The sequence below is a fragment of the Streptomyces sp. NPDC005551 genome, from assembly GCF_042871785.1.
Taxonomy (GTDB): Bacteria; Actinomycetota; Actinomycetes; order Streptomycetales; family Streptomycetaceae; genus Streptomyces.
On the sequence record NZ_JBIAJE010000001.1, the window covers coordinates 314,030 to 333,786 of the forward strand.

The following is a 19,757-nucleotide window of genomic DNA, read 5'->3' on the forward strand; positions in this document are numbered from 1 at the left end:
CACCGCGCGGCGACGCAATCATGGCAGCCATGACTGAACCTGTCGGCGCACCCGACGGACCCCCTCCGATGACCGAGGTCTTCGACGCCGTCTACCGCGGGGAGAGCCCGTTCGGCAGCCGTCCGCCGTGGGACATCGGGGCGCCTCAGCCCGCCTACGTCGCCCTGGAGGAAGCGGGGCTCATCGGCGGCGCGGTGCTCGACGCGGGCTGCGGCACTGGTGAGGACGCCCTCCACCTGGCGGGCAAGGGCTACGCGGTGACGGGGCTCGACCTGTCCCCGACGGCGATCTCCCTGGCCCGGGGCAAGGCCGGGGCACGCGGACTCGACGCCGTCTTCGAAGTCGCCGACGCCCTCGACCTCAAGGGCTGGGAAGGGCGTTTCGACACCGTGATCGACTCCGGTCTCGCCCACACCTTCGAGGGCGACATGCTGCGTTCCTACGCGGCGGCCCTGCACCGGGCCTGCCGCCCGGGGGCGGTCGCGCACATCCTCTCGATCAGCGACCGGGGGTCAGCGGAGATGCAGGCGCGGCTCGCCGAGGCCATCGAGGAGATTCCGGCACCGCTCCCGGACGACGACGAGCCGCCCGGCCTCAAGCGCTCCGCCGACCACCTCCGCGACGGCTTCGCCGACGGCTGGACGGTCGAGTCGGTCGCCGAGGCCCGCATGCGCGGCATCATCCCGACCACGTCGGAACTCCTCGACGTGCACGCCTGGCTCGGACGTTTCCGCCGTAGCTGACCGCGACCATCGACGACGGCCCCCGCGAAGGTGAGGAACGATGAAGGTGCGAGTAGGCAAGTGGCTGCGGACCATCGCGTCCTCACCGGCCGACCGGGCGGCCGGACGGGTCTTCCCCACGGTCGGTGCCCGCCCACCGCTCCTGGCCGGCGCCGCCCGCACCGCCCACCGGTTCGGTTCCGTCTACGCCGGCCTGTACTGCCTGACCAGCCCGCAGGTCTATCTGGCCCTGCGCGGGGGCGGAATGGGGCGTCTGCAGGAAGCGGCCGACTCCTGGGCGGAACTCTGGGCGATACGCCCGGTGCGGAACTGGATGTCCGTCCGGGTCCTCGGCAGGGAGCTGGGTGACCGCTTCGACGGCGGCGACGACCCGCACACCTGGGCCGGGCAGCTGTGCTGGCTCGCCGGCGCCGCCGCGGCCACCCCGGTCTGGTCCGTGCTGGACCGGCACGGGACGGACCGCACGACGCTGGACAAGTGGCTCCGCCTGGCCGCCCGGTTCTGTCTCGCGGGACAGATGTTCTCCTACGGCGCGGCCAAGGCCGTCCCGCTCCAGTTCCAGCTGCCGCCGTCCAAGCTCGTCGAGCCGCTCGGCGACCTCAGCCCGATGGGCCTTCTGTGGGCGCAGACCGGGTCCTCGAAGCCGTACCAGATGGTGCTCGGCTGTGCGGAGATCGCGGGTGGGCTGCTGCTCATCGTGCCGCGCACGGCGTCGCTGGGCGCGCTGGTGTCGGCGGCGGAGATGGCGCAGGTGCTCCTCCTCAACCTGACCTTCGACGTCCCCGTCAAGGTCCACTCCTTCCACCTGCTCCTGCTCAGCCTGCTTCTGCTGGCCCCCGAGACGCCTCGCCTGGCCGAGGCCCTGCTCACGCGGCGCCCGGTCCCCGCGGCCGCCTCCGCGGACCTCTTCCGCTCCCGCCGGTCGAACCGGATCGCCACCGCCCTGCAGGTGGGGGCGGGGCTCTGGCTGCTCGGTGCACAACTGCGCAACGACCGGTCGTTCTGGAAGAAGCACGGTGGCGGCCGGGAGAAGCCCGAGTTGTACGGCGTCTGGGACGTCACCGACTTCTCCGTCGACGGTGAGCGGCACCCGCCGGTGACGACCGACGGCCGGCGCTGGCGCCGAGTCGTCGTGGACTCCGCCGACGCCGTGGCCGTCCAGCACATGGACGACTCCCTCGACCCCTGCATGGCGGCGATCGACATGAACGCCGGTTCGATCGCGCTGACCAGGATGGCCGACCCGGAGTGGCGGGTGACGTTCGCCTTCGAGCGCCCGGCCGACGACCGCCTGATCCTGGAGGGCGACGCCGACGGCAACCACCTCCGCCTGCACCTGTGCCGCCGCGATCTCGGCACCTTCCCGCTGGTCGGCCGCGGCTTCCACTGGGTGCAGGACAACTCGTACCTGCGGTAGCGGACCAGTCGACCGAGCGGCACGGGCGGGACGGTGGCCCGCCGTCCAGGAGGAGAACAACGGATGAGCGTGGACGCCGAGTCGCTGGCCGCGGAGGTGCGGGGACCCGTCCTGGTGCCCGGGAGCCGGGGGTACGACGAGGAACGGGCCGGCTTCCAGGCCGGCTTCCGGCACCGCCCCGCCGTCGTCGTGGGCGCCACCCGCCCCGAGGACGTGTGCGCCGCGGTCCGCTTCGCCGCCGGGCGGCGGCTGCCCGTCGCCGTGCAGTCCACCGGACACGGCATCGTCACGGCCCTGGACGGTGAGGGCGTGCTCATCACCACGCGGCGGATGAAGGCCGTCGTGGTGGACGCGGAGGCCGGAACGGCCGGCGCTCAGGCCGGCGTGCTGTGGGGAGAGATCATCGAGCAGGCCGCACCGCACGGTCTTGCCCCGGTCAACGGCTCAGCTCCGCACATCGGCGTCGTCGGCTACCTCCTCGGCGGCGGTGTCGCCCTGCTCGGCCGCCGGACCGGTTACGCCAGCGACCACGTGCGCGCCATCGACATCGTCACCGCCGACGGCACCCCGCGCCACGTCACGGCCGCATCCGACCCCGACCTGTTCTGGGCGCTGCGCGGTGGCGGCGGCAACTTCGGCGCCGTCACCGCCATCGAGACCGCCCTCCTGCCGATGACCCGGCTCTACGGCGGCGGCCTCCACTTCGCCGCGCACCACCCCGTCGCCCTGCTGCAGGCCTACCGGGCGTGGACCCTGACGCTGCCCGAGGAACTCACCTCCTCGATCGGCCTCATGGCCTGCCCGACGTCGCCGTCCGTCCCGGAGCCGTTGCGCGGACGCTACGTCGCACACGTCCGGATCGCCTTCACCGGCTCCGCCGAGGAGGGCGAACGGCTCGTGGCGCCCCTGCGCGCGCTCGGCCCGCGTCTGATCGACACCGTCCGGGAGATGCCGTACACGGAGGTCGGCACCATCTACCAGGACCCGCACGTCCCGCACGCCTACTTCGGCGACAACGTCCTGCTGCGCGAACTCGACCCCACGGCCCTGCGGACCGTCATGGACCTGGCCGGACCCGACGCGGCCGTGCCCTGCGTCGTCGACATCCGTCACCTCGGCGGGGCCTTCGCCCGCCGGCCCACCGACCCGGGCGCGGTCGGGGGCCGGGACGCCGCGTACATGCTGCGAGTGATGACCGCAGGCACCGCCGCGCCGCCCGCGGCAGCCCGGCCGGTCCACCAGCGCGTCTACGACGCCCTGAGGCCGTGGACCGTCGGCCGCAGCCTCAACTCCGTCTACCACGACGGCACCCCGGTCCCCCAGGAGCAGGTGCGGGAACTCTTCGCGGCCGAGGACTACGAGCGGCTGCGGCGCGTCAAGACGCTGCACGATCCGCACAACCTGTTCCGGTTCACCCACAACATCCGACCGGCCGGCAGCGACTGACCGAGCTTCCCCGCTGGTGACCACGGCCCGCGGGGTGCCGGAGGCCGTGGTCACCGCCCGACGCGCCTTCAGGCGCGGGACCACCGCTGGCCGGCCTGGCCGGTGCAGGCCCACAGGACCAGAGGGGTCCCGTTCGCGGTGCGCGCCCCGTCGGTGTCGAGGCACAGCCCGGCGTGGACGTTGCGGATCGTCCCGTCGGAGCCGAGGGTCCACTTCTGGTTGTCCTGGCCGTTGCAGGGCCAGGTGATGACACGGGTGCCGTTGGTGGTGCCCTGGTCGAAGGCGTCCAGGCACTTGTCGCCGTAGACCCGGATCTCGCCGCCCGCCCACGTGGTCCACAGCTGGTTGGCGGCCGTGTGGCAGTCCCAGAGCAGTGCGGTGGCCCCGGCGGCGGTGGAGGCGTTGTCGACATCCACGCAGCGGCCGGACGTGCCGCTCCGCAGACGCGAGGTGGCGGAGGTCAGCGGGGAGCCCCCGCTCACCCGGAACGTGGCCACGCCATGCGCGGGGACGCTCGCGGAGATCTGCCCGGACGAGCTCGACGTGCCGCCGGTCCACAGGTCCGTGAGGGTGAACGGCCCCCCGGACAGGCCGACTTGAGCGGCCGTCGTGGTGACCGTCGCGGTGCCCCCGCCCCGGTTGAAGAGGCCCACCGCGACCGAACCGTCCGACAGGGGCTTGGCGAACACCTCGGTGGCGCCGTCGTCGCGCACCCTGCGTCCGCCCGCGCCCAGCGCGTCCTGGTTCACCGCCAGCAGCCGGGGGTTGCGCAGGATCGCGCTCACGTCGGCGGACATGGTGCGGATGTCGTTGCCGGCCATGAGCGGGGCGCCCAGCAGCGCCCACAGGGCGAAGTGCGAACGGGACTCGGTCGTCGACAGGCCGGGGCGGCCGACGACCAGCATGTCGGGGTCGTTCCAGTGTCCCGGGCCGGACTGCGCCGCCAGCGGCGCGGTGACGTCCAGGACGTTGCCGACGCCCATCGGATAGCTGTTGGTGTTGCCGTTCTGCCAGATGTCCAGCAGATCCTCGGTCGTCCGCCACAGGTCGGCGACCTCGCCCCAGTTGTAGGCGGCGCCGGTGATGGCGTGCAGGCTGTTGGGGTTGATGCTGTAGACGATCGGCCGCCCGGTGGCCCGCAGGGCGTCACGCATGAGCGTGAACCGCGCGACCTGCTCGTCACGGGTACCGCTCGACGAACACCAGTCGTACTTCAGGTAGTCGACGCCCCAGGAGGCGAACGCGGCGGCGTCCTGCGCCTCGTGGCCCCTGCTGCCGGTGGACCCCGGGTAACCGCCCGTGGCCTGCGCGCAGGTGCGCTCGCCGGGCACCTGGTAGATGCCGAACTTCAGCCCCTTGCCGTGGATGTAGTCCCCGAGCGCCTTCATCCCGCTCGGGAACTTGGCCGGATCGGCCCGCAGGTTGCCCGCCGCGTCGCGCTGCGGGTCGAACCAGCAGTCGTCGACCACGACGTACCGGTAGCCGGCGTCCCGCATCCCCGAGGACACCATCGCGTCGGCGGCCTGGCGGACCTGCGCCTCGGTGATCGAGCACCCGAAGCTGTTCCAGCTGTTCCATCCCAGCGGCGGGGTGGGTGCCGGGCTGCCCGGTGCGGCCGTGGCGGTGGAGTGGGAGGAGGCGGTCACGGACGCGGTGACCGTCAGTACGGCGGCCGCGATGAGGCGGAGCAGTCGTCCGCCTGTTCGTCTGGGCACTTGGGGGCTCCTTTTCCCGGGGATCACTCAAGAGCGTTCGAAACTTCGGACGTCGTTCGGAAATAGGGATGCCACGGATGTTAGAGATGTGACCGGCTGTGTCAACACCGCCCGGGGAATCCGCCCCACTCGGGCGTCAAGTGGCGGCCGGACCCGGCCACTTGGCGGTTCGAGCTGCGTCGCCCCGCCCATCGGGTCCGGCGAATGTTTCGACGCTCCTCACGATTCTTGCGAGAAGTATTGACGCCGCTCACCGGTTCCCTATCGTCTTGGTTGCTCGATGAGTCGACCCTCATTCGATATCCCGAACACGGCGACTCGGGCGACCGTTCGCCACACCCCACCGACAGTCCGGACAACCTCTGACGAGGCCGGCCGGAACCGCTTACTCGAGCTTTGGGAAGTCTTCATGCGCAGAGGAAGTTTCAGCCGCGGGCAACTGTCCGCGGTGCTCGCCGCCACGGTCGCGGTCCTGGTCGCGCTGGCGGCGCTGCTCGTCGCCAACCCGGCTCAGGCGGCCACCAGCGGCGCCTTACGCGGTGTCGGTTCCGGCCGGTGCCTCGATGTGCCGGACGCCGGCCAGACCAACGGCACGTACCTGCAGATCTACGACTGCTGGGGCGGGACCAACCAGCAGTGGACACTGACGGACGGCAACCAGCTCACCGTGTACGGCAACAAGTGCCTGGACGTTCCGGGCCACGCCACCACGGCCGGTACCCGGGTGCAGATCTGGACCTGTTCCGGCGGCGCCAACCAGCAGTGGCGGGTGAACGCCGACGGCACGGTCGTCGGCGTGGAGTCCGGGCTGTGCCTGGAGGCCACGGGCGCCGGTACGGCCAACGGCACCTCGGTGCGGATCTGGACGTGCAACGGCGGCAGCAACCAGAAGTGGACCGGCCTGTCCGGGACGACCCCACCCGGCACGTGCGCGCTTCCTTCAACGTACCGCTGGACGTCGACGGGTGTCCTGGCGCAGCCGGCGAACGGGTGGGCCTCGCTGAAGGACTTCACCAGCGTGATGCACAACGGCAAGCACCTGGTCTACGCGTCGAACGTGTCGGGATCGTCGTACGGCTCGATGATGTTCGCGCCCTTCACGAACTGGTCGGACATGGCGTCGGCCGGCCAGACCGGGATGAACCAGGCGGCGGTGGCGCCCACGCTGTTCTACTTCGCGCCCAAGAACATCTGGGTGCTGGCGTACCAGTGGGGTGCGTCGCCCTTCGTCTACCGCACGTCGAGCGATCCCACCAACCCCCAGGGCTGGTCCTCGCCGCAGCCGCTGTTCACCGGCAGCATCTCCGGCTCCGGTACCGGCCCCATCGACCAGACCCTGATCGCTGACGGGCAGAACATGTACCTGTTCTTCGCCGGCGACAACGGCAAGATCTACCGGGCGAGCATGCCGATCGGGAACTTCCCGGGGAACTTCGGCTCGTCGTACACGACGGTCATGAGCGACACGACGAACAACCTGTTCGAGGCGGTGCAGGTCTACAAGGTCCAGGGCCAGAACCAGTACCTGATGATCGTGGAGGCGATGGGTGCGAACGGGCGCTACTTCCGCTCGTTCACGGCCTCCAGCCTGAGCGGTTCGTGGACCCCGCAGGCCGCCTCCGAGAGCAACCCCTTCGCCGGCAAGGCCAACAGCGGCGCCACCTGGACCAATGACATCAGCCACGGTGACCTGGTCCGCGACAACCCCGATCAGACCATGACCGTCGACCCCTGCAACCTGCGGTTCCTCTACCAGGGCAAGTCGCCCACCGCGAGCGGCCCCTACGACCAACTCCCGTGGCGGCCGGGTGTGCTGACCCTGCAGCGCTGACCTTCCTCGTCCCCGGCGGCCGCGATGCCCGTGCGGTCCGCCGGGGATCGGGGCGAGCGGTGTCAGTGCTCAGGTCCCGCCTGCGCCGCGGCTGTCCCGTTCGGCGACGGAGACTGCGTGGGGGACGGGGTGGTGCCAGGGCAGGCCGGGCCGGGTTCGGGAGCCGAAGGGCCGGGGCTCGGGTCCGTCGTGGCCGTCGGGCAGTCCGTCGGCGGGGTCGTTCCCCCCGGATCCGTGGGCGTGCCCGTGTCCGTCGGGCCGGGCGTGGGAGAGGGGGACCCGGCGGGCGGCGTCGGTGTCGGCGTCGGTGTCGGGCCGTGCGTCCCGCTCGGCGACGGTGTCGGCCTGGGCGTGGCGCTCGGACTGCCGGACTCCGACGGGTCGGGACCGACGACGATGCCACCACCGTCCGGACCGTCGTCGACCGGCTTGGTCGCGGGTGTCCTGCCGCCCGCACCCGGGCTGTGCGGTACGACTCCCTTGCCGTCGGGCACCGTGTGCGCGCCCGTGCGGTAGAAGGCGAACCACTGCCGCACGGTCCGCAGATACGCGTCGGAGTGGTTGTAGCTGAGTACGGCGGCGTCGAGGTCGCCGGCGCGCGACAGGTCGCGGCTTCCGGCGCACAGGTAGTGCCCGGCGGCCAGTGCCGCGTCGAAGACGTTGCTCGGGTCGCGGACGCCGTCGTGGTTGCCGTCGGCACCCCAGCGCTGCCAGGTCGATGGCAGGAACTGCATCGGGCCCACCGCCCGGTCGTACACCGTGTCCCCGTCCAGGGACCCGCCGTCGCTGTCACGGATCAGCGCGAACCCGACGCCGTCGAGCGCCGGGCCGGCGATCCGCCCGCGCGTGGTGCCGTCAACGGTGACGGCACCGCCACCGGCGTGTCCCGACTCCACCTTGCCGATCGCGGCGAGCAGTTCCCAGGGCAGCCGGCAGCCGGGGTCCGTCCGGGCCACAGCGGTCCCGGCCGCCCGGTAGGCACGTAAGACCGTCGCCGGGACGCCCGACTGGGCGGCGTAGGCGGCCGGGAGCCGGACCGACGCGGGCAGGTCCGGGCTGACCAGCGGGGGGAGTTCCGTGTGGTAGGAACCGTCGCCCGACCCGCCGGCCCCGGGTGCCGCGGACCCCGTCCACGCGGGGCCGTCCTGGTCGGCGGCGGGCGCGGCGCGGTGTTCCGTGCCACCGCTCACGGCCTCGGGGGCGCGGGAAGCGGTGAGGACCGCCAGTGCCGCGACGGCGATCGCGGTCGTCCGCACACCCTTGCGGGTACGGACGGACGGACGTGGCAGACGCAGTGCGGACATCTCAAGCTCCTGTCGATGGGGGAGAGCCGACCGGCGAGCGGTGTCAGCGGCCGAACGTGTCGATGCCGGAGACCAGCCACCGTCCGTCGCGGCGCACCACGTCCACGGCGAGCACGGCACCCGCGTACGTGCCCCGGTCGTCGGTCCTGGCGCTCTTGGCGGCGGTGCTGACGCTGCTCTGGTCGGCGTAGACGAGGACCCGGGCACGGTCCCCGTCGATCCGCTCCACACCGCTGTCGGTGACCGTCGTCGTGATCACGGCCTTCTGCTCGGCCGCGCGGTCGCGCACCTTTGCGAAGAGGTCACGGTGCTGCGCGACGGCCCTTCCGGTGAGCAGCTCGCGGGCGGCCTCGTCGAAGGCGGCCGGGTCGGCGTGGTCGTACGAGAAGAGCGCGGCCACCGCGCGCGTGGTCTGGCCCTTGATCTCGCTGGTGGCGGCGCTGTCGGTGAGCGCCGTGTTCTGGCGTGCGGGCTGCTCCCGAAGCGTGTCGGCCCGGGAGTGCGCCCACCCCGCGAAGCCGCCGAGCAGCAGCGTCAGTACACACAGGGCACCCACGGCGTAGGGGGTGCGGCGCGGACGGTCCGTGGCGTCCGTGGTGTCCGTGGTGTCCGGGGTGTCGTCGGCATCCGGCCCGGACTCCTTGCGGGGTGCGGTGTCGACGGCGGTGAGGGAGCGGAGCGGGACCCGGACGAACCGGCGCGTGCCCTCGTTCGCCGGCCTCGGCGGGTCCTGCGTGACGGTGCCCGCTGCGGGGGCGGCCGCGGGGCCGGACTCCGTGGCGGTACGGGGCCGGTCGGCGCGGGCCTGGCGGCGGCGCTGGAGGTTGATGTGGTGCCGGGTGCTGGACATGGTGCGCGGGTCCTCTCGGTGCGGCCGGGTGACGGGGCGGGCGGGGCTCAGTCGCTCGCCGCCGAACCCACGGGTGCCTGGCCGAGGTCGCTGAGTTTCCACCGGCCGCCCGTGCGGGTGAGTTCACCGAGCATGCGGCTGTCCTTGTCGGTGCTGCCGGTCGAGGCCCGGACGGTGACGCGCAGGGCGACCAGGACGCGGGCGCGGCCCGCACGTTCGTCGAGTTCGGTGACGGCGCCGGACAGCACGCGTGCGGTGGTGATCGTCCCGGCGGCCTTCACCTGCTTGGTGAAGGCGGCACGCCCGTCGACGAGTTGGTCGTGCAGGTCACCGGTGGTCGAGGACTCCCACAGGTCCAGGCCCGCGTCGACCTCGCGGTGGTCGAGGGTGTTGAGGTTCTGCACGGCCTGTTCGCCCGCCGTCAGGGCCTGGTCGCGCTGGACCGCGTAGTCGGCGGAGTCGTCGTGCGCGGCCCGGTACCAGTCGGTGCCGGCCCACGCGGCGGTGCCTCCGGCCGCCAGAGCGAGGGCGAGGGCCGCGGCGGGTACGGCCCGTCGTCCCGTCAGGGCCCGTACCGGGTTTCTCATCAGGTGCTCCCGTCTCGCGCTGGGGGTCAGCGGGTCTGGATGTCGGCGATGCGCCAGCGGTCGTTCTCGAAGCGGGCCGTGACGGTCAGCTGGGCGGCCGCGTGGCTCTCCTTCGCGTCGCCGCGTCGTGAGGTCTGGTCGAGGAAGACGAGCAGCTTCGCCGTTCCGTCGTGCAGGTCGACCACGCCGGTGCGGACCGCGACCGTGGTCAGGCCGACCTTCTGTCCGGCCAGATCCGACCGGACCCGGTCGAACAGCTCCTCGTACTGCCGGGCGGCCCGTCCCGTGAGCACCGAACGTGCCGATTCCTCGGTCGCGTCGGTGCCCTTCGGGGTGTACGAGAAGATCCGTGCCAGGGCGTTGTCGACATCACCGGCGACGCGGTTGGTGGCCTCGGTGTCCGTGAGGGCACGGTTCTCGGCGGACGGCGTGGACCGGACCCGGTGGGCCTCGTACAGGAACCAGGCGCCGGTCACGAGCAGGACGACGGCCAGCGCGACGAGAGCGATCCCGCGCCGGCCGGCCGCCAGACCGGTACGCCGGGCGTCGTCGGGCTCCCCGGGCGTGTCACCCCCGTCGTCGCTCTCCCGGGGTTCCGCCGCGTCGGACGGAGGGCTGGGGGTGTCCGCGTCGGACGTGGTTTCCGAGGGTTCGTCCGGCAGCGTGTCCGCCGCGGGCGTGGTGTCCGTGGGTTCGTCCGCGAGGGTGGCCGCCGCGTCCTCGGCGTTCTCCCGCGCCGCGGTCCGGGCTCCGCCCCACAGCCGGTTCACCGCGTACCCCCCTTCCTCGGGGCGGGTGACTCGCTCGTGCCGTCGCCCGCCTGCGGGACGGCGCCGAGGGCCCGCACCCGCCACCGCCCGTCGCCGTCACGCGCCAGGACGGCCTCCAGCCGCTTGCGTTGCGGGGTGGCGGTCCTCGACCCGACGGGCGTGACGTCGACCCGTACCGTCGCGATCAGCTTCGCCGTGCCCGCCCGGGTGTCGAGCGCGGTGACGGCGGCCTCCGTGACGGTGCCGCGTGCCGAGGGCCCCTGCCGCGCGCGGGTGGTGCCCAGTTCGTCGCGCAGGGGTCCCGTGGCGACGGTCCGCCATGCTCGTACGCCGACCTCGGCGCGTTTCTGCGTCGAGGCGTCGAGGGTGTTCAGTACGGCGAGAGCATGCCGTCCGTCGTCCAGCGCGGTGTCCCGTGCCCGCCCGTAGGCGAGGGTGTCGTCGGTCCGGGCCTGGGCGTACGTCCATACCCCCGTGGCGCAGAAAGCGAGGGCCAGGGCCAGCCCCGCGCCGGCCAGCGCGTGGCCCCGCCTCATCGGTCGCCCCCGGCGTGAAGGCCCAGGAGGCCGGCCATGCCACTCGCCGAGGTGTCACCCGCGTCGGGCAGGGCCAGGGCGCCGGGCAGTGCCGCGGAGGTGTTCTGCGATGTGCCCCGCGCCGTCGCGGAGGGCGCCGAGGAACCCGACGGCAGCGAACCCGGCCGGGCCGGTGCCGGTACGCCGCCCCCGCTCGGCGCGTTCGCCGAACCGCGGACGTTGACGCCGCTCGACGCGGAAGCGGTGCACGAGGCGCCGGTGTTGAGTGCGGGCGCCGTCCCCAGGTCGAGCCCGTTGCGGTAGCGGGTGGCGCCGTAGCCCTCGGTGCAGGGCAGTGGTTTGAAGAACGTCAGCGCCAGGCCGAGGTTGAGCTTTCCCCCGTCGACGGCGGTGGCGCCGGCGGCGACCGCCGCCGGGTATTTCACCAGGAGTTCCTCGACGCCGCGCTGCCGCGTGACCGCGACCTGCGAGGTGGTCAGGAGATTGGCCAGGACCACGCCGAGGCTCGGATCGACGTCCCGCAGCAACCCGCTGACCTGGGCCGTGGCGTCCGGAGCGGTGGCCAGCAGTCGGCGCAGGTCGGTGTCCGAGCCCTTGAGAGCGCGGGCCAGCTCGGCCGCCCCGGATCCGAAGTCCCGGATCGCGTCGCCCTCTTCGGCCTGGGTCCGCAGGACCGTCTCCGAGTCCGTGATGAGCCGCGTCGTGGCCGGCAGCGCGTCGTCGGCGGCGTCGACGAACGAGGTGCTGCTGTCCAGCAGCACCTCCAGGTCGTCGCCCCGGCCCTCGAAGGCCTTGCCGAACTCGTCGACCACCGTGCGCAGATCGTCCAGCGGCACCGACCTGACGAAGTCGTCGACGCTGGTGAGGACGTCCGTCACGGGCGCCGGAACCCGGGTGTCCGCGCGGTCCACCTGGGAGCCGTCCGCGAGGTAGGGACCGCCGTCGCCGGCCGGCCGCAGATCGATGTACTGCTCGCCGACCGCCGACAGGCTTGCCACCACGGCCTTGGTGTCCGCGGGGATCCGCGGTGCGGACTTCTTGATGCGCAGCTGCGCCACCACTCCGTCGTCGGTCAGCTCCAGCGGCCCGACCCGTCCCACCGACACGCCGCGGTAGGTGACGTCGGAGTGCGTGAAAAGGCCTCCGGTGGCGGGGAGTTCGACGTCCACCGTGTAGTAGTCGGCGACTCCGACGTACCGGCCGAGGTCGGCGTACCGGATGCCGAGGAATCCGAGCACGGTGACGGACAGGGCGAGGAAGGCGATGTTCTTCAACCAGACGGCCCGAGTGATCACCGGTCCTCACCTCCGGCGGTGGCCGTGGCCCGCCCGGGGCTCGGCTGCACGCCGCCGACCGACGGCAGCGGCAGCGGTGACCCCCTGCGGGCGGACGGCTCCGACGACGCGTCGGACGGGTCGGCTGTGGGGGACGGGGTGGGCGAGGGCGAGGACTGTGCGGGGATCAGCGGCGGAATGACGACCGTGTCCCTGGGCGCGGTCATCGTCAGATAGACGTTCAGGTAGTCGCCCTTCACCCCGTTGAGCACCTCGTCGGTGAACGGGTAGGTCAGCAGGACCTCCAGCGAGTCGGGCAGGTCGGTCCCCGCGTCGGCCAGTGCCTTCAGGCTGGGGGCGATGGCCTTGAGATCGGCGATCATGTCGTCCTTGCTCGCGTTGACGGTGGAGACGGCGGTGTCGGACAGCGTGTCGAGCGAGCGCAGCATGGTCAGCAGGGAGCCGCGCTGGTGCTCCAGCGTCTTGAGGCCGGGGGAGAGGTCGGTCAGGACGGTGCTGACGTCTTCCTTGCGGGTGGCGAGGGTCGACGCCAGCCGGTTGACGCCGTCGAGTGCGCCGGTGATGTCGCCCCGGTGCCGGTCCAGTTCGGTGACCAGCTTGTCGACCCGTTTCAGGGTCGACCGGATCTGGGGTTCACGGCCCCCTAGTGCGGAGTTCAGCTCGGTGGTGATCGTCTTCAGCTGGTTCACGCCGCCGCCGTTGAGCAGCAGGGACAGTGCGCCGAACACCTCCTCGACCTCGGTGTTGCGGTTGGTGCGCGAGGCGGGGATGACACTTCCGTCGGCGAGCCGTCCCGTGGCGTCCGGCTTCGGCGGCGCCACGAGCTGGACGTACTTCTCGCCGAGCAGGCTGGACTGCTCCAGCCGGGCGCCGGCGTTCGCGGGCAGTCGTACCGACCCGTTGATCTCCAGGGTGACGCGCGCCGACCAGTTGTCGTTGAGTTCGATCCGGGTGACGCGGCCGACGGCGACGTCGTCGACCTTCACCGCGGCCTGGGGGACCAGGCTCAGTACGTCGTCCAGGTCCGCGGTGACGCGGTAGGGGTGGGAGCCCAGGTCGGCGCCTCCGGGCAGCGGCACGTTCTCGATGCCGTCGAAGCCGGGCAGCACCACCACGGCGGCCCCGACGCTCAGCACGAGGCCGATGCCGACGGCGATGAGGCCGCGCAGGCTGGAACCCGTGACGACGCCCGCGCTGCTCGCTCCGCGGCTGACCGCCGCCGATTCCTCACGTGTCTTTCTGCGCATCATCGGCCCGCTCCCCCCGCCGAGGACGACGCGGCACCGCCACCGGCGACCGGCAGCGGCAGCACGCTGATCTCGTTGAGGTCGGCGCGCCCGTTGAGCCGGCGCGTGTCCGGGTCGTAGGCGGCCACCACGTTGCCCGCGGCGAGCGGCGCCACGTCCATGGCCTCCGCCAGGGACGCCCGCTGCCTCACGAGTGCCTGGGTGATGGGCACGAGCTTGTCCACGTTCTTCTTCAGCTCGCCCCGGTTGGCCTTGATGAAGGTCTTGACCTGGCCGAGGGCGATGCCGAGCTCCTTCAGCGCGTCGGTCAGGTCGTCCTTGTTGTCGGCGAAGAAGCCGACGATCTCGTCGAGGCGTTCCTGGGCGGTGCGGACCCCGGTGTCCTTCTTCTTCAGCATGGTCGTGAACGACTGGAGTTGGCTGAGCGTGGTGAACAGGTCGTCACTGCTGCCGTCCAGGGTCTTGGCCGCCTTGCCGAACTGCTCGACGGTGTCACCGATCGCGGCGCCGTTGCCGTCGAGGTTGGCGGCGCCGGTGGCGAGCAGCTTGTTCAGGGCCCCTTCGGAGTTCACACCCTTTGGGCCGAGTGTCCTGCTCAGCTCGGTGATCTGGTCGTAGAGCTGGTCGATCTCCATCGGAGTGCGGTTGCCGGCCGCGTCGAGCACGGCGTCGTCCGCGAGGCGGGGTCCGGAGCGGTAGGCCGGGGTCAGCTGGACGTACCGGTCGGCGACGACGCTGGGGGCGACGACGACGGCGTGCGCGTCGGCGGGCACGTGCACGCCCTCGTCGAGCTGGAGCCGTACCCGGACCTTGGTGCCCTGCGGGTGCACGGACTCCACCTCACCGACGCGGACCCCGAGGATGCGCAGGTCCGAGCCGGGGTACACACCGACGGCCCGGTCGAAGTAGGCGGTCAGCCGGATGCCGCCGGAGTCGTCGGCCAGGGTGGTGACGGTGAGGCCGCCGGCCAGCACCACCAGGGCGGCCCCGGCCGCGAGGAGTGTTCTGCCCCTGGTCATGACCGGCCCCCTCCTGTGGACGCGGACGACTGCCCGGCGCCCGTCGTCCGGGGCGGCACGCAGCCGGACTTCGGCCGGGACTGTTCGGGCAGGTACTCCGGCGGGACGACCCCGCACAGGTAGCTGTCGAGCCAGTGACCGCTGCCCAGGGTGTTGCCGACGAGCCGGTAGTAGGGGCCGACGAGAGCCAGGGTCCGGTCGAGCTGGTCGCTGTTGGCCTCCAGCACCCCGGTGACCCGGCCGAGCGCCTTGAGGGTGGGGCCGAGCTGCTTGTCGTTGTCGTCGACGAGACCGCGCAGCTCCTTGCCGAGGTTGCGGCTGCCGGTCAGCAGCGCCTTGATGGCGTCACGCCGGTCGGTCAGCTCACCGAGCAGCGGGCCGCCGTCGTCGATGAGCGTCTCGAAGCTCGACTTCTGGTCCTTGAGCGTCTTGGTGAACTTGTTGCTCCCCTTGAGCAGGTCCGCCAGCTTCTGGTCCCGTTTGGACACCGTCCTGGACAGCGCCGAGAGGCCGGTCGCGGCCTTGCGGACGTACGCGGGCGAGTCGGCGAACGTCTGCGAGATCGTCTCGAAGCTGGCGGCGAGCTGCTTCGTGTCGATGTCGTCGATGGTTCCGCCGAGGTCCTGGAACGCCTGGGTGACGTCGTACGGGGAGGTGGTGCGGGACAGCGGGATCCGCACGTCGGGGCTCTGCCGGGACCCGCCGAGCGGGTCGAGCGCCACGTACTTGTCGCCCAGCAGCGTCTTGATGGCGATGGCGGCGGTCGTGCGGTCCCCGATCCAGGCGTCCTTCACGTCGAAGGTCACCTTGACCTTCGCCCCGTCGAGGGAGACGCCGGTGACCTCGCCGACCTTCACCCCGGCGATCCGCACCTCGTCACCGTCCCGGAGGCCGGCCGCCTCGCTGAAGTCGGCGCTGTACGTGGTGCCGGACCCGATGAACGGCAGCTCCCGCACGTTGTAGGCGAGAAGGCCGAGGACGCTCAGCGCGGCCAGACCGACGAGGGCCACGGCCACCGGGTTGCGTTCCTTCACGGGCTTGATCCGGGGCGCGCGTCGCGCGGGCCGGCGGCCCTGGACTTGCGCGGTCATGCGCCGCACCTCGATTCCGTGACGGAGATCCCGGTGGGCGGCCTGGAGCCGTCGGAGGTCCGCACGCCGGTCACCTTCGCCTCGCACAGGTAGAGGTTGAACCAGGACCCGTACGACGACAGCCGCGACAGCGCGGTCAGCTTCGCCGGGGTCCGGTTGAGGAAGTTCTCGATCTGCGGGGTGCCGTCGGCGAGGTTGTCCGAGAGCCGGCCGAGCTGCTTGATGTCCTGCTTGAGCGGTGCGCGGCCGTCCTGGAGGAGGTCCGCGGTGACCGTGGTCAGCGATCCCACGGCGGTGACGGCCCGGCCCAGCGGCTTGCGGTCGGCGTTGAAGCCGGAGACGAGTTCCTTCAGCGTCACGACGAGGTTGTCGAAGGAGGTCTCGCGGTCGTTGAGGGTCTTCAGGACGGTGTTCAGATTGGTGACGACCGCGCCGATCACCTTGTCCTTGGCGGCGACGGTGCTGCTGAGTGAGCCGATGTGCCGCATCAGGCTCTCGACGGTGGCGCCCTCGCCCTGGAGCACCTGGACGATGGAACCGGCCAGTTCGTTGACGTCCTTCGGGGACAGCCCCTCGAACAGCGGCTTGAACCCGTTGAAGAGCAGGGTCAGGTCGAGCGCGGGCGTGGTGCGGTTCAGCGGGATGGTGGAGTTCGCCGCGAGTGTCCCGGACAGGCCGCCGGTGCCGCGGTCCAGGGACACGTACCGCTGGCCGACCATGTTCAGGTACTTCACGGCCGCGGTCGTCGAGCGGGGCAGCGTCCGGTCCTCGCTCACGGTGAAGGTGACCCGGGCGGTGCGGCGGTGGACGACACGGACGTCCGTGACCTCGCCGACCTTGACGCCGGAGATACGCACGCTGTCGCCGTCGACCAGCCCGGTGACGTCACTGAACAGTGCCCGGTACGTGCGGCCGGAGGATCCGGCGCCGGAACCTGCGACGCTGTATCCGAGGATCGTCGTGGCCAGCGCGGTGACCACGATGAAGATCAGCGATTTCAGGAGCGGCCCGGTCAGGGGGCGGCGCCTGATGTGCGCGTCCGAGGGGCGGGTCACTTCAGTGTCACCTCCGTCCCGCGCAGTACGGGTCCGGCCAGCAGGCTGCTCCAGTCGGGCAGGTCGCCGGCCTTCTTCCCGGTGGCGGGCGCGATCAGTTCGTTCACCAGCGCGTTCTCCTGGGGGGAGTTGGCCGGGCCGAGATCCTGTGCGACGTCGGCGGACACCGTGGTCGCTGGGCGGGCGGCCGCGCCGAGATACGGCACCGGGTAGCACTTCGGACCGCCGCCGGAGTCGTAGACGGGCGTGTCGCGGCCCGCGGTGTACGCGCCGCGGCTCGTCTCGGTGGTCACGTCCACGTGCAGCCCCGGCCGGTCGGTGCCCTTGCCCAGCGCCTTGTCCATCGCGGGGACGAACTCGGCGAGCGTGCGCAGCGTGCAGGGGAACTCCGAGGAGTACTCGGCCAGCAGCCGCAGCGTGGGACGGGACGTCGCGGAGAGCCGGATGATGTTGTCCTTGTTCTGCCGCAGGAAGGTGGTCACGTCCTCGGCGGTGCGGGTCGTCGCGCCGAAGGTCCGGGACAGGTCGCCCTCCTTCTCGGCGAGCGTGCCGCTCGTGGTGGTGAAGTCGGTGAGCGCCGTGATGATGTCCGGCGCCGCGTCGGCGTACACGTGGCTCACTTTCACGAGTTCCTTGAGGTCCCTGTTGAGGGCGGGGAGCTGGGGGTTGAAGCGGGCCAGGTGCCGGCCCAGTTGGGAGAGGGTGTCGCCGAGCTGGTCGCCGCGCCCCTCCAACGCCCGGGAGACGGCCGACAGAGTCTGGGACAGTTGGGCCGGTCGTACCGCCGTGAGCATCGGCAGGACATCGTTGAGCACCTGCTGGAGCTCGACGGCGCTGGCGGAGCGGTCCTGCCGGATGACGGCGCCCTCGGCCAGTGGCGTCGGGGAGGGTGCGGCCGGCGGTACGAGGGCGACGTACCGCTCGCCGAACAGGGTGGTCGGCAGCATCTGCGCGCGCACGTCCGACGGGATGTCCGCGAGGACGCCGGGCCGCAGGGCGATGCCGAGCCGGGCCCCGTCGCCCGTGGAGCTGATCTCGCGGACCTCACCGACGACCACGCCGCGCAGTTTCACCTCGGCGCCCCGGTGCATCTCGTTGCCGACGCTGCCGGTCTCCACCGTGATCGGGTCGAAGTCCACGAACTTCTTGTCGTAGACGGCGATCGTGCCGTAGATCAGCAGGGCCGTCACCAGCGGGAACGCCAGGCCTGCCGAACGCCGCACCGCCGTGGACGAGCTCCGTCGGCGCCGCTTCGGCGGCTGCCGGGTCTCGCGTCGCTCCCCGGGGAGCAGAACCGCGCTCATCTCAGCCCGCCACCTTCACGGTCGTGGTGGCGCCCCACAGCGCCAGTGACAGGAAGAAGTCGGTCACGCTGATCAGCACGATGGCGTGGCGCACGGACCGTCCGACGGCGACACCGACGCCGGCAGGACCGCCGGCGGCCCGGTAGCCGTAGTAGCAGTGCGCCAGAATCACCATCACGCTGAAAAGCAGCACCTTGAGCACGGACAGCAGCACGTCCGTGGGGGAGAGGAACAGGTTGAAGTAGTGGTCGTACGTGCCCCGGGACTGGCCGTTGAACAGCACGGTGATGTACCGGGAGGCCACGTAGGAGGTGAGCAGCCCGACCGCGTAGAGCGGGACGATGGCGATCACACCGGCGACGACACGGGTGCTGACCAGGTAGGGCTTGGAGCGGATGCCCATGCCTTCCAACGCGTCGACCTCTTCGTTGATGCGCATCGCGCCGAGCTGCGCCGTGAAACCGGCGCCCACGGTGGCGGACAGGGCGAGTCCCGCGACGAGCGGGGCGATCTCCCGGGTATTGAAGTACGCGGAGACGAATCCGGTGAACGCCGCGGTGCCGATCTGGTCCAGGGCGGCGTAGCCCTGGAGGCCGACGACGGTGCCGGTGAACGCGGTCATCGCGATCATCACGCCGACGGTGCCGCCGATGACGCCGAGTCCGCCGGAGCCGAAGGCGACCTCCGCGAGCAGCCGCTGGATCTCCTTGGAGTACCGGCGCAGGGTGCGCGGGATCCACAGCAAGGTCTTGGCGTAGAAGATGAGTTGGTCGCCGGAGCGGTCGAGCCAGACGAGCGGGGAGGCCACGGGCGCTCAGCCTCCCTTCGGGGGGACGATCTGCAGATACAGGCCCGTCATCACCATGTTCACGAAGAAGAGCAGCATGAAGGTGATGACCACCGACTGGTTCACGGCGTCGCCGACGCCCTTCGGGCCGCCGCGCGGGTTCAGGCCCCGCTGGGCCGCGACGATGCCGGCGATGAAACCGAAGACGAGGGCCTTGAGTTCGCTGATGTACAGGTCGGGCAGCTGGGCCAGCGCGGAGAAGCTCGAGAGGTAGGCGCCGGGTGTGCCGTCCTGAAGGACGATGTTGAAGAAGTAGCCGCCCAGGGTGCCCACCACCGAGACCAGCCCGTTGAGCAGTACGGCGACGCCCATGGTGGCGAGCACGCGGGGGACGACCAGTCGCTGGACGGGGGAGACGCCCATGACCTCCATGGCGTCGAGCTCCTCGCGGATCTTGCGTGAGCCCAGGTCGGCGCAGATCGCGGAGCCGCCCGCGCCGGCGATGAGCAGTGCGACGATCAGCGGGCTGGCCTGCTGGACGACGGCCAGCACGCTGGCGCCGCCGGTGAAGGACTGGGCGCCGAGCTGCTCGGTCAGTGAACCGACCTGGAGGGCGATCACCGCGCCGAACGGGATGGCGACCAGCGCGGACGGCAGGATGGTGACGCTCGCGACGAACCAGAACTGCTCGACGAACTCCCGGAACTGGAAGGGCCGTCGGAACACGGCCCGGCACACCTCGGCAGCCAGCGCGAACATC

Annotated in this window: 18 protein-coding genes; 4 read left to right on the plus strand and 14 right to left on the minus strand. The window is 71.6% G+C overall.

Annotation, left to right across the window (positions count from 1 at the left end):
- The first annotated feature begins 29 nt into the window (after nt 1–29).
- The 3 genes from ACFYP4_RS01185 (at nt 30) to ACFYP4_RS01195 (ending at nt 3,606) form a co-directional block, all read left to right on the plus strand.
- Nucleotides 30–743 (plus strand): class I SAM-dependent methyltransferase, encoded by a 714-nt coding sequence (locus ACFYP4_RS01185; RefSeq protein ID WP_358850444.1) that lies wholly within the window; start codon nt 30–32, stop codon nt 741–743.
- A 40-nt stretch (nt 744–783) separates the two neighbouring features.
- Nucleotides 784–2,160, plus strand: a complete 1,377-nt coding sequence (locus ACFYP4_RS01190) for a DoxX family protein (protein WP_388781547.1) — start codon at nt 784–786, stop codon at nt 2,158–2,160.
- 63 nt (nt 2,161–2,223) lie between these two features.
- A complete protein-coding gene (locus ACFYP4_RS01195; protein WP_358850442.1) occupies nt 2,224–3,606 on the plus strand; it encodes an FAD-binding oxidoreductase in 1,383 nt (460 codons plus the stop codon).
- 68 nt (nt 3,607–3,674) lie between these two features.
- On the opposite strand, the gene ACFYP4_RS01200 is transcribed toward ACFYP4_RS01195, so the two are convergent.
- Nucleotides 3,675–5,321 (minus strand): RICIN domain-containing protein, encoded by a 1,647-nt coding sequence (locus ACFYP4_RS01200; protein WP_358850441.1) that lies wholly within the window; start codon nt 5,319–5,321, stop codon nt 3,675–3,677.
- A gap of 409 nt (nt 5,322–5,730) precedes the next feature.
- Here ACFYP4_RS01200 and ACFYP4_RS01205 point away from each other — a divergent pair, with 409 nt between their 5' ends.
- Complete coding sequence (locus ACFYP4_RS01205; RefSeq protein ID WP_358850440.1) at nt 5,731–7,152, plus strand: non-reducing end alpha-L-arabinofuranosidase family hydrolase; 1,422 nt, start codon at nt 5,731–5,733, stop codon at nt 7,150–7,152.
- 62 nt (nt 7,153–7,214) lie between these two features.
- Here ACFYP4_RS01205 and ACFYP4_RS01210 read toward each other — a convergent pair whose 3' ends face one another.
- The 13 genes from ACFYP4_RS01210 to ACFYP4_RS01270 form a co-directional block, all read right to left on the minus strand.
- Nucleotides 7,215–8,456, minus strand: coding sequence for a lytic murein transglycosylase (locus tag ACFYP4_RS01210; RefSeq protein ID WP_388781552.1), 1,242 nt, complete (start codon nt 8,454–8,456; stop codon nt 7,215–7,217).
- Nucleotides 8,457–8,499: 43 nt separating this feature from the next.
- The gene (locus tag ACFYP4_RS01215) at nt 8,500–9,306 is read right to left on the minus strand and encodes a hypothetical protein (protein WP_388781555.1); all 807 of its coding nucleotides are present in this window, start codon (nt 9,304–9,306) and stop codon (nt 8,500–8,502) included.
- Nucleotides 9,307–9,353: 47 nt separating this feature from the next.
- Nucleotides 9,354–9,893, minus strand: coding sequence for a hypothetical protein (locus ACFYP4_RS01220; RefSeq protein WP_358850437.1), 540 nt, complete (start codon nt 9,891–9,893; stop codon nt 9,354–9,356).
- Between the two features lie 26 nt (nt 9,894–9,919).
- On the minus strand, nt 9,920–10,663 hold the full coding sequence (locus ACFYP4_RS01225) for a hypothetical protein (RefSeq protein WP_388781558.1): 744 nt from the start codon (nt 10,661–10,663) through the stop codon (nt 9,920–9,922).
- Nucleotides 10,660–11,199, minus strand: a complete 540-nt coding sequence (locus tag ACFYP4_RS01230; RefSeq protein ID WP_358850435.1) for a hypothetical protein — start codon at nt 11,197–11,199, stop codon at nt 10,660–10,662. Before ACFYP4_RS01230 ends, ACFYP4_RS01225 begins: the two co-directional genes overlap by 4 nt.
- Nucleotides 11,196–12,494 carry an MlaD family protein gene (locus ACFYP4_RS01235; protein ID WP_358850434.1) on the minus strand — a complete coding sequence of 433 codons (1,299 nt, stop codon included), beginning with the start codon at nt 12,492–12,494 and terminating at the stop codon, nt 11,196–11,198. Before ACFYP4_RS01235 ends, ACFYP4_RS01230 begins: the two co-directional genes overlap by 4 nt.
- A complete protein-coding gene (locus ACFYP4_RS01240) occupies nt 12,491–13,741 on the minus strand; it encodes an MCE family protein (protein ID WP_358850491.1) in 1,251 nt (416 codons plus the stop codon). Before ACFYP4_RS01240 ends, ACFYP4_RS01235 begins: the two co-directional genes overlap by 4 nt.
- Entirely contained in the window at nt 13,741–14,760 is a 1,020-nt protein-coding gene (locus tag ACFYP4_RS01245) for an MCE family protein (protein WP_388781561.1), read from the minus strand. Before ACFYP4_RS01245 ends, ACFYP4_RS01240 begins: the two co-directional genes overlap by 1 nt.
- On the minus strand, nt 14,757–15,851 hold the full coding sequence (locus ACFYP4_RS01250; protein ID WP_388781564.1) for an MCE family protein: 1,095 nt from the start codon (nt 15,849–15,851) through the stop codon (nt 14,757–14,759). The genes ACFYP4_RS01245 and ACFYP4_RS01250 overlap by 4 nt, the downstream gene beginning before the upstream one ends.
- Nucleotides 15,848–16,906, minus strand: a complete 1,059-nt coding sequence (locus ACFYP4_RS01255) for an MCE family protein (protein WP_358850431.1) — start codon at nt 16,904–16,906, stop codon at nt 15,848–15,850. The genes ACFYP4_RS01250 and ACFYP4_RS01255 overlap by 4 nt, the downstream gene beginning before the upstream one ends.
- On the minus strand, nt 16,903–18,111 hold the full coding sequence (locus ACFYP4_RS01260) for an MCE family protein (RefSeq protein ID WP_388782654.1): 1,209 nt from the start codon (nt 18,109–18,111) through the stop codon (nt 16,903–16,905). The genes ACFYP4_RS01255 and ACFYP4_RS01260 overlap by 4 nt, the downstream gene beginning before the upstream one ends.
- Nucleotides 18,112–18,211: 100 nt before the next feature.
- The gene (locus ACFYP4_RS01265) at nt 18,212–19,018 is read right to left on the minus strand and encodes an ABC transporter permease (protein WP_358850430.1); all 807 of its coding nucleotides are present in this window, start codon (nt 19,016–19,018) and stop codon (nt 18,212–18,214) included.
- 6 nt (nt 19,019–19,024) lie between these two features.
- Entirely contained in the window at nt 19,025–19,756 is a 732-nt protein-coding gene (locus ACFYP4_RS01270; protein WP_358850489.1) for an ABC transporter permease, read from the minus strand.
- Nucleotide 19,757 lies beyond the last annotated feature (1 nt).

Excerpts from the sequence above, each read along its gene's own strand:
- ACFYP4_RS01215 (WP_388781555.1), bottom strand. The coding sequence starts at position 9,306 with ATGTCCAGCACCCGGCACCACATCAACCTCCAGCGCCGCCGCCAGGCC.
- ACFYP4_RS01210 (WP_388781552.1), bottom strand. The coding sequence starts at position 8,456 with ATGTCCGCACTGCGTCTGCCACGTCCGTCCGTCCGTACCCGCAAGGGT.
- ACFYP4_RS01205 (WP_358850440.1), top strand. The coding sequence starts at position 5,731 with ATGCGCAGAGGAAGTTTCAGCCGCGGGCAACTGTCCGCGGTGCTCGCC.
- ACFYP4_RS01240 (WP_358850491.1), bottom strand. The coding sequence starts at position 13,741 with ATGCGCAGAAAGACACGTGAGGAATCGGCGGCGGTCAGCCGCGGAGCG.
- ACFYP4_RS01230 (WP_358850435.1), bottom strand. The coding sequence starts at position 11,199 with ATGAGGCGGGGCCACGCGCTGGCCGGCGCGGGGCTGGCCCTGGCCCTC.
- ACFYP4_RS01195 (WP_358850442.1), top strand. The coding sequence starts at position 2,224 with ATGAGCGTGGACGCCGAGTCGCTGGCCGCGGAGGTGCGGGGACCCGTC.
- ACFYP4_RS01245 (WP_388781561.1), bottom strand. The coding sequence starts at position 14,760 with ATGACCAGGGGCAGAACACTCCTCGCGGCCGGGGCCGCCCTGGTGGTG.
- ACFYP4_RS01190 (WP_388781547.1), top strand. The coding sequence starts at position 784 with ATGAAGGTGCGAGTAGGCAAGTGGCTGCGGACCATCGCGTCCTCACCG.
- ACFYP4_RS01220 (WP_358850437.1), bottom strand. The coding sequence starts at position 9,893 with ATGAGAAACCCGGTACGGGCCCTGACGGGACGACGGGCCGTACCCGCC.
- ACFYP4_RS01250 (WP_388781564.1), bottom strand. The coding sequence starts at position 15,851 with ATGACCGCGCAAGTCCAGGGCCGCCGGCCCGCGCGACGCGCGCCCCGG.
- ACFYP4_RS01185 (WP_358850444.1), top strand. The coding sequence starts at position 30 with ATGACTGAACCTGTCGGCGCACCCGACGGACCCCCTCCGATGACCGAG.
- ACFYP4_RS01270 (WP_358850489.1), bottom strand. The coding sequence starts at position 19,756 with ATGTTCGCGCTGGCTGCCGAGGTGTGCCGGGCCGTGTTCCGACGGCCC.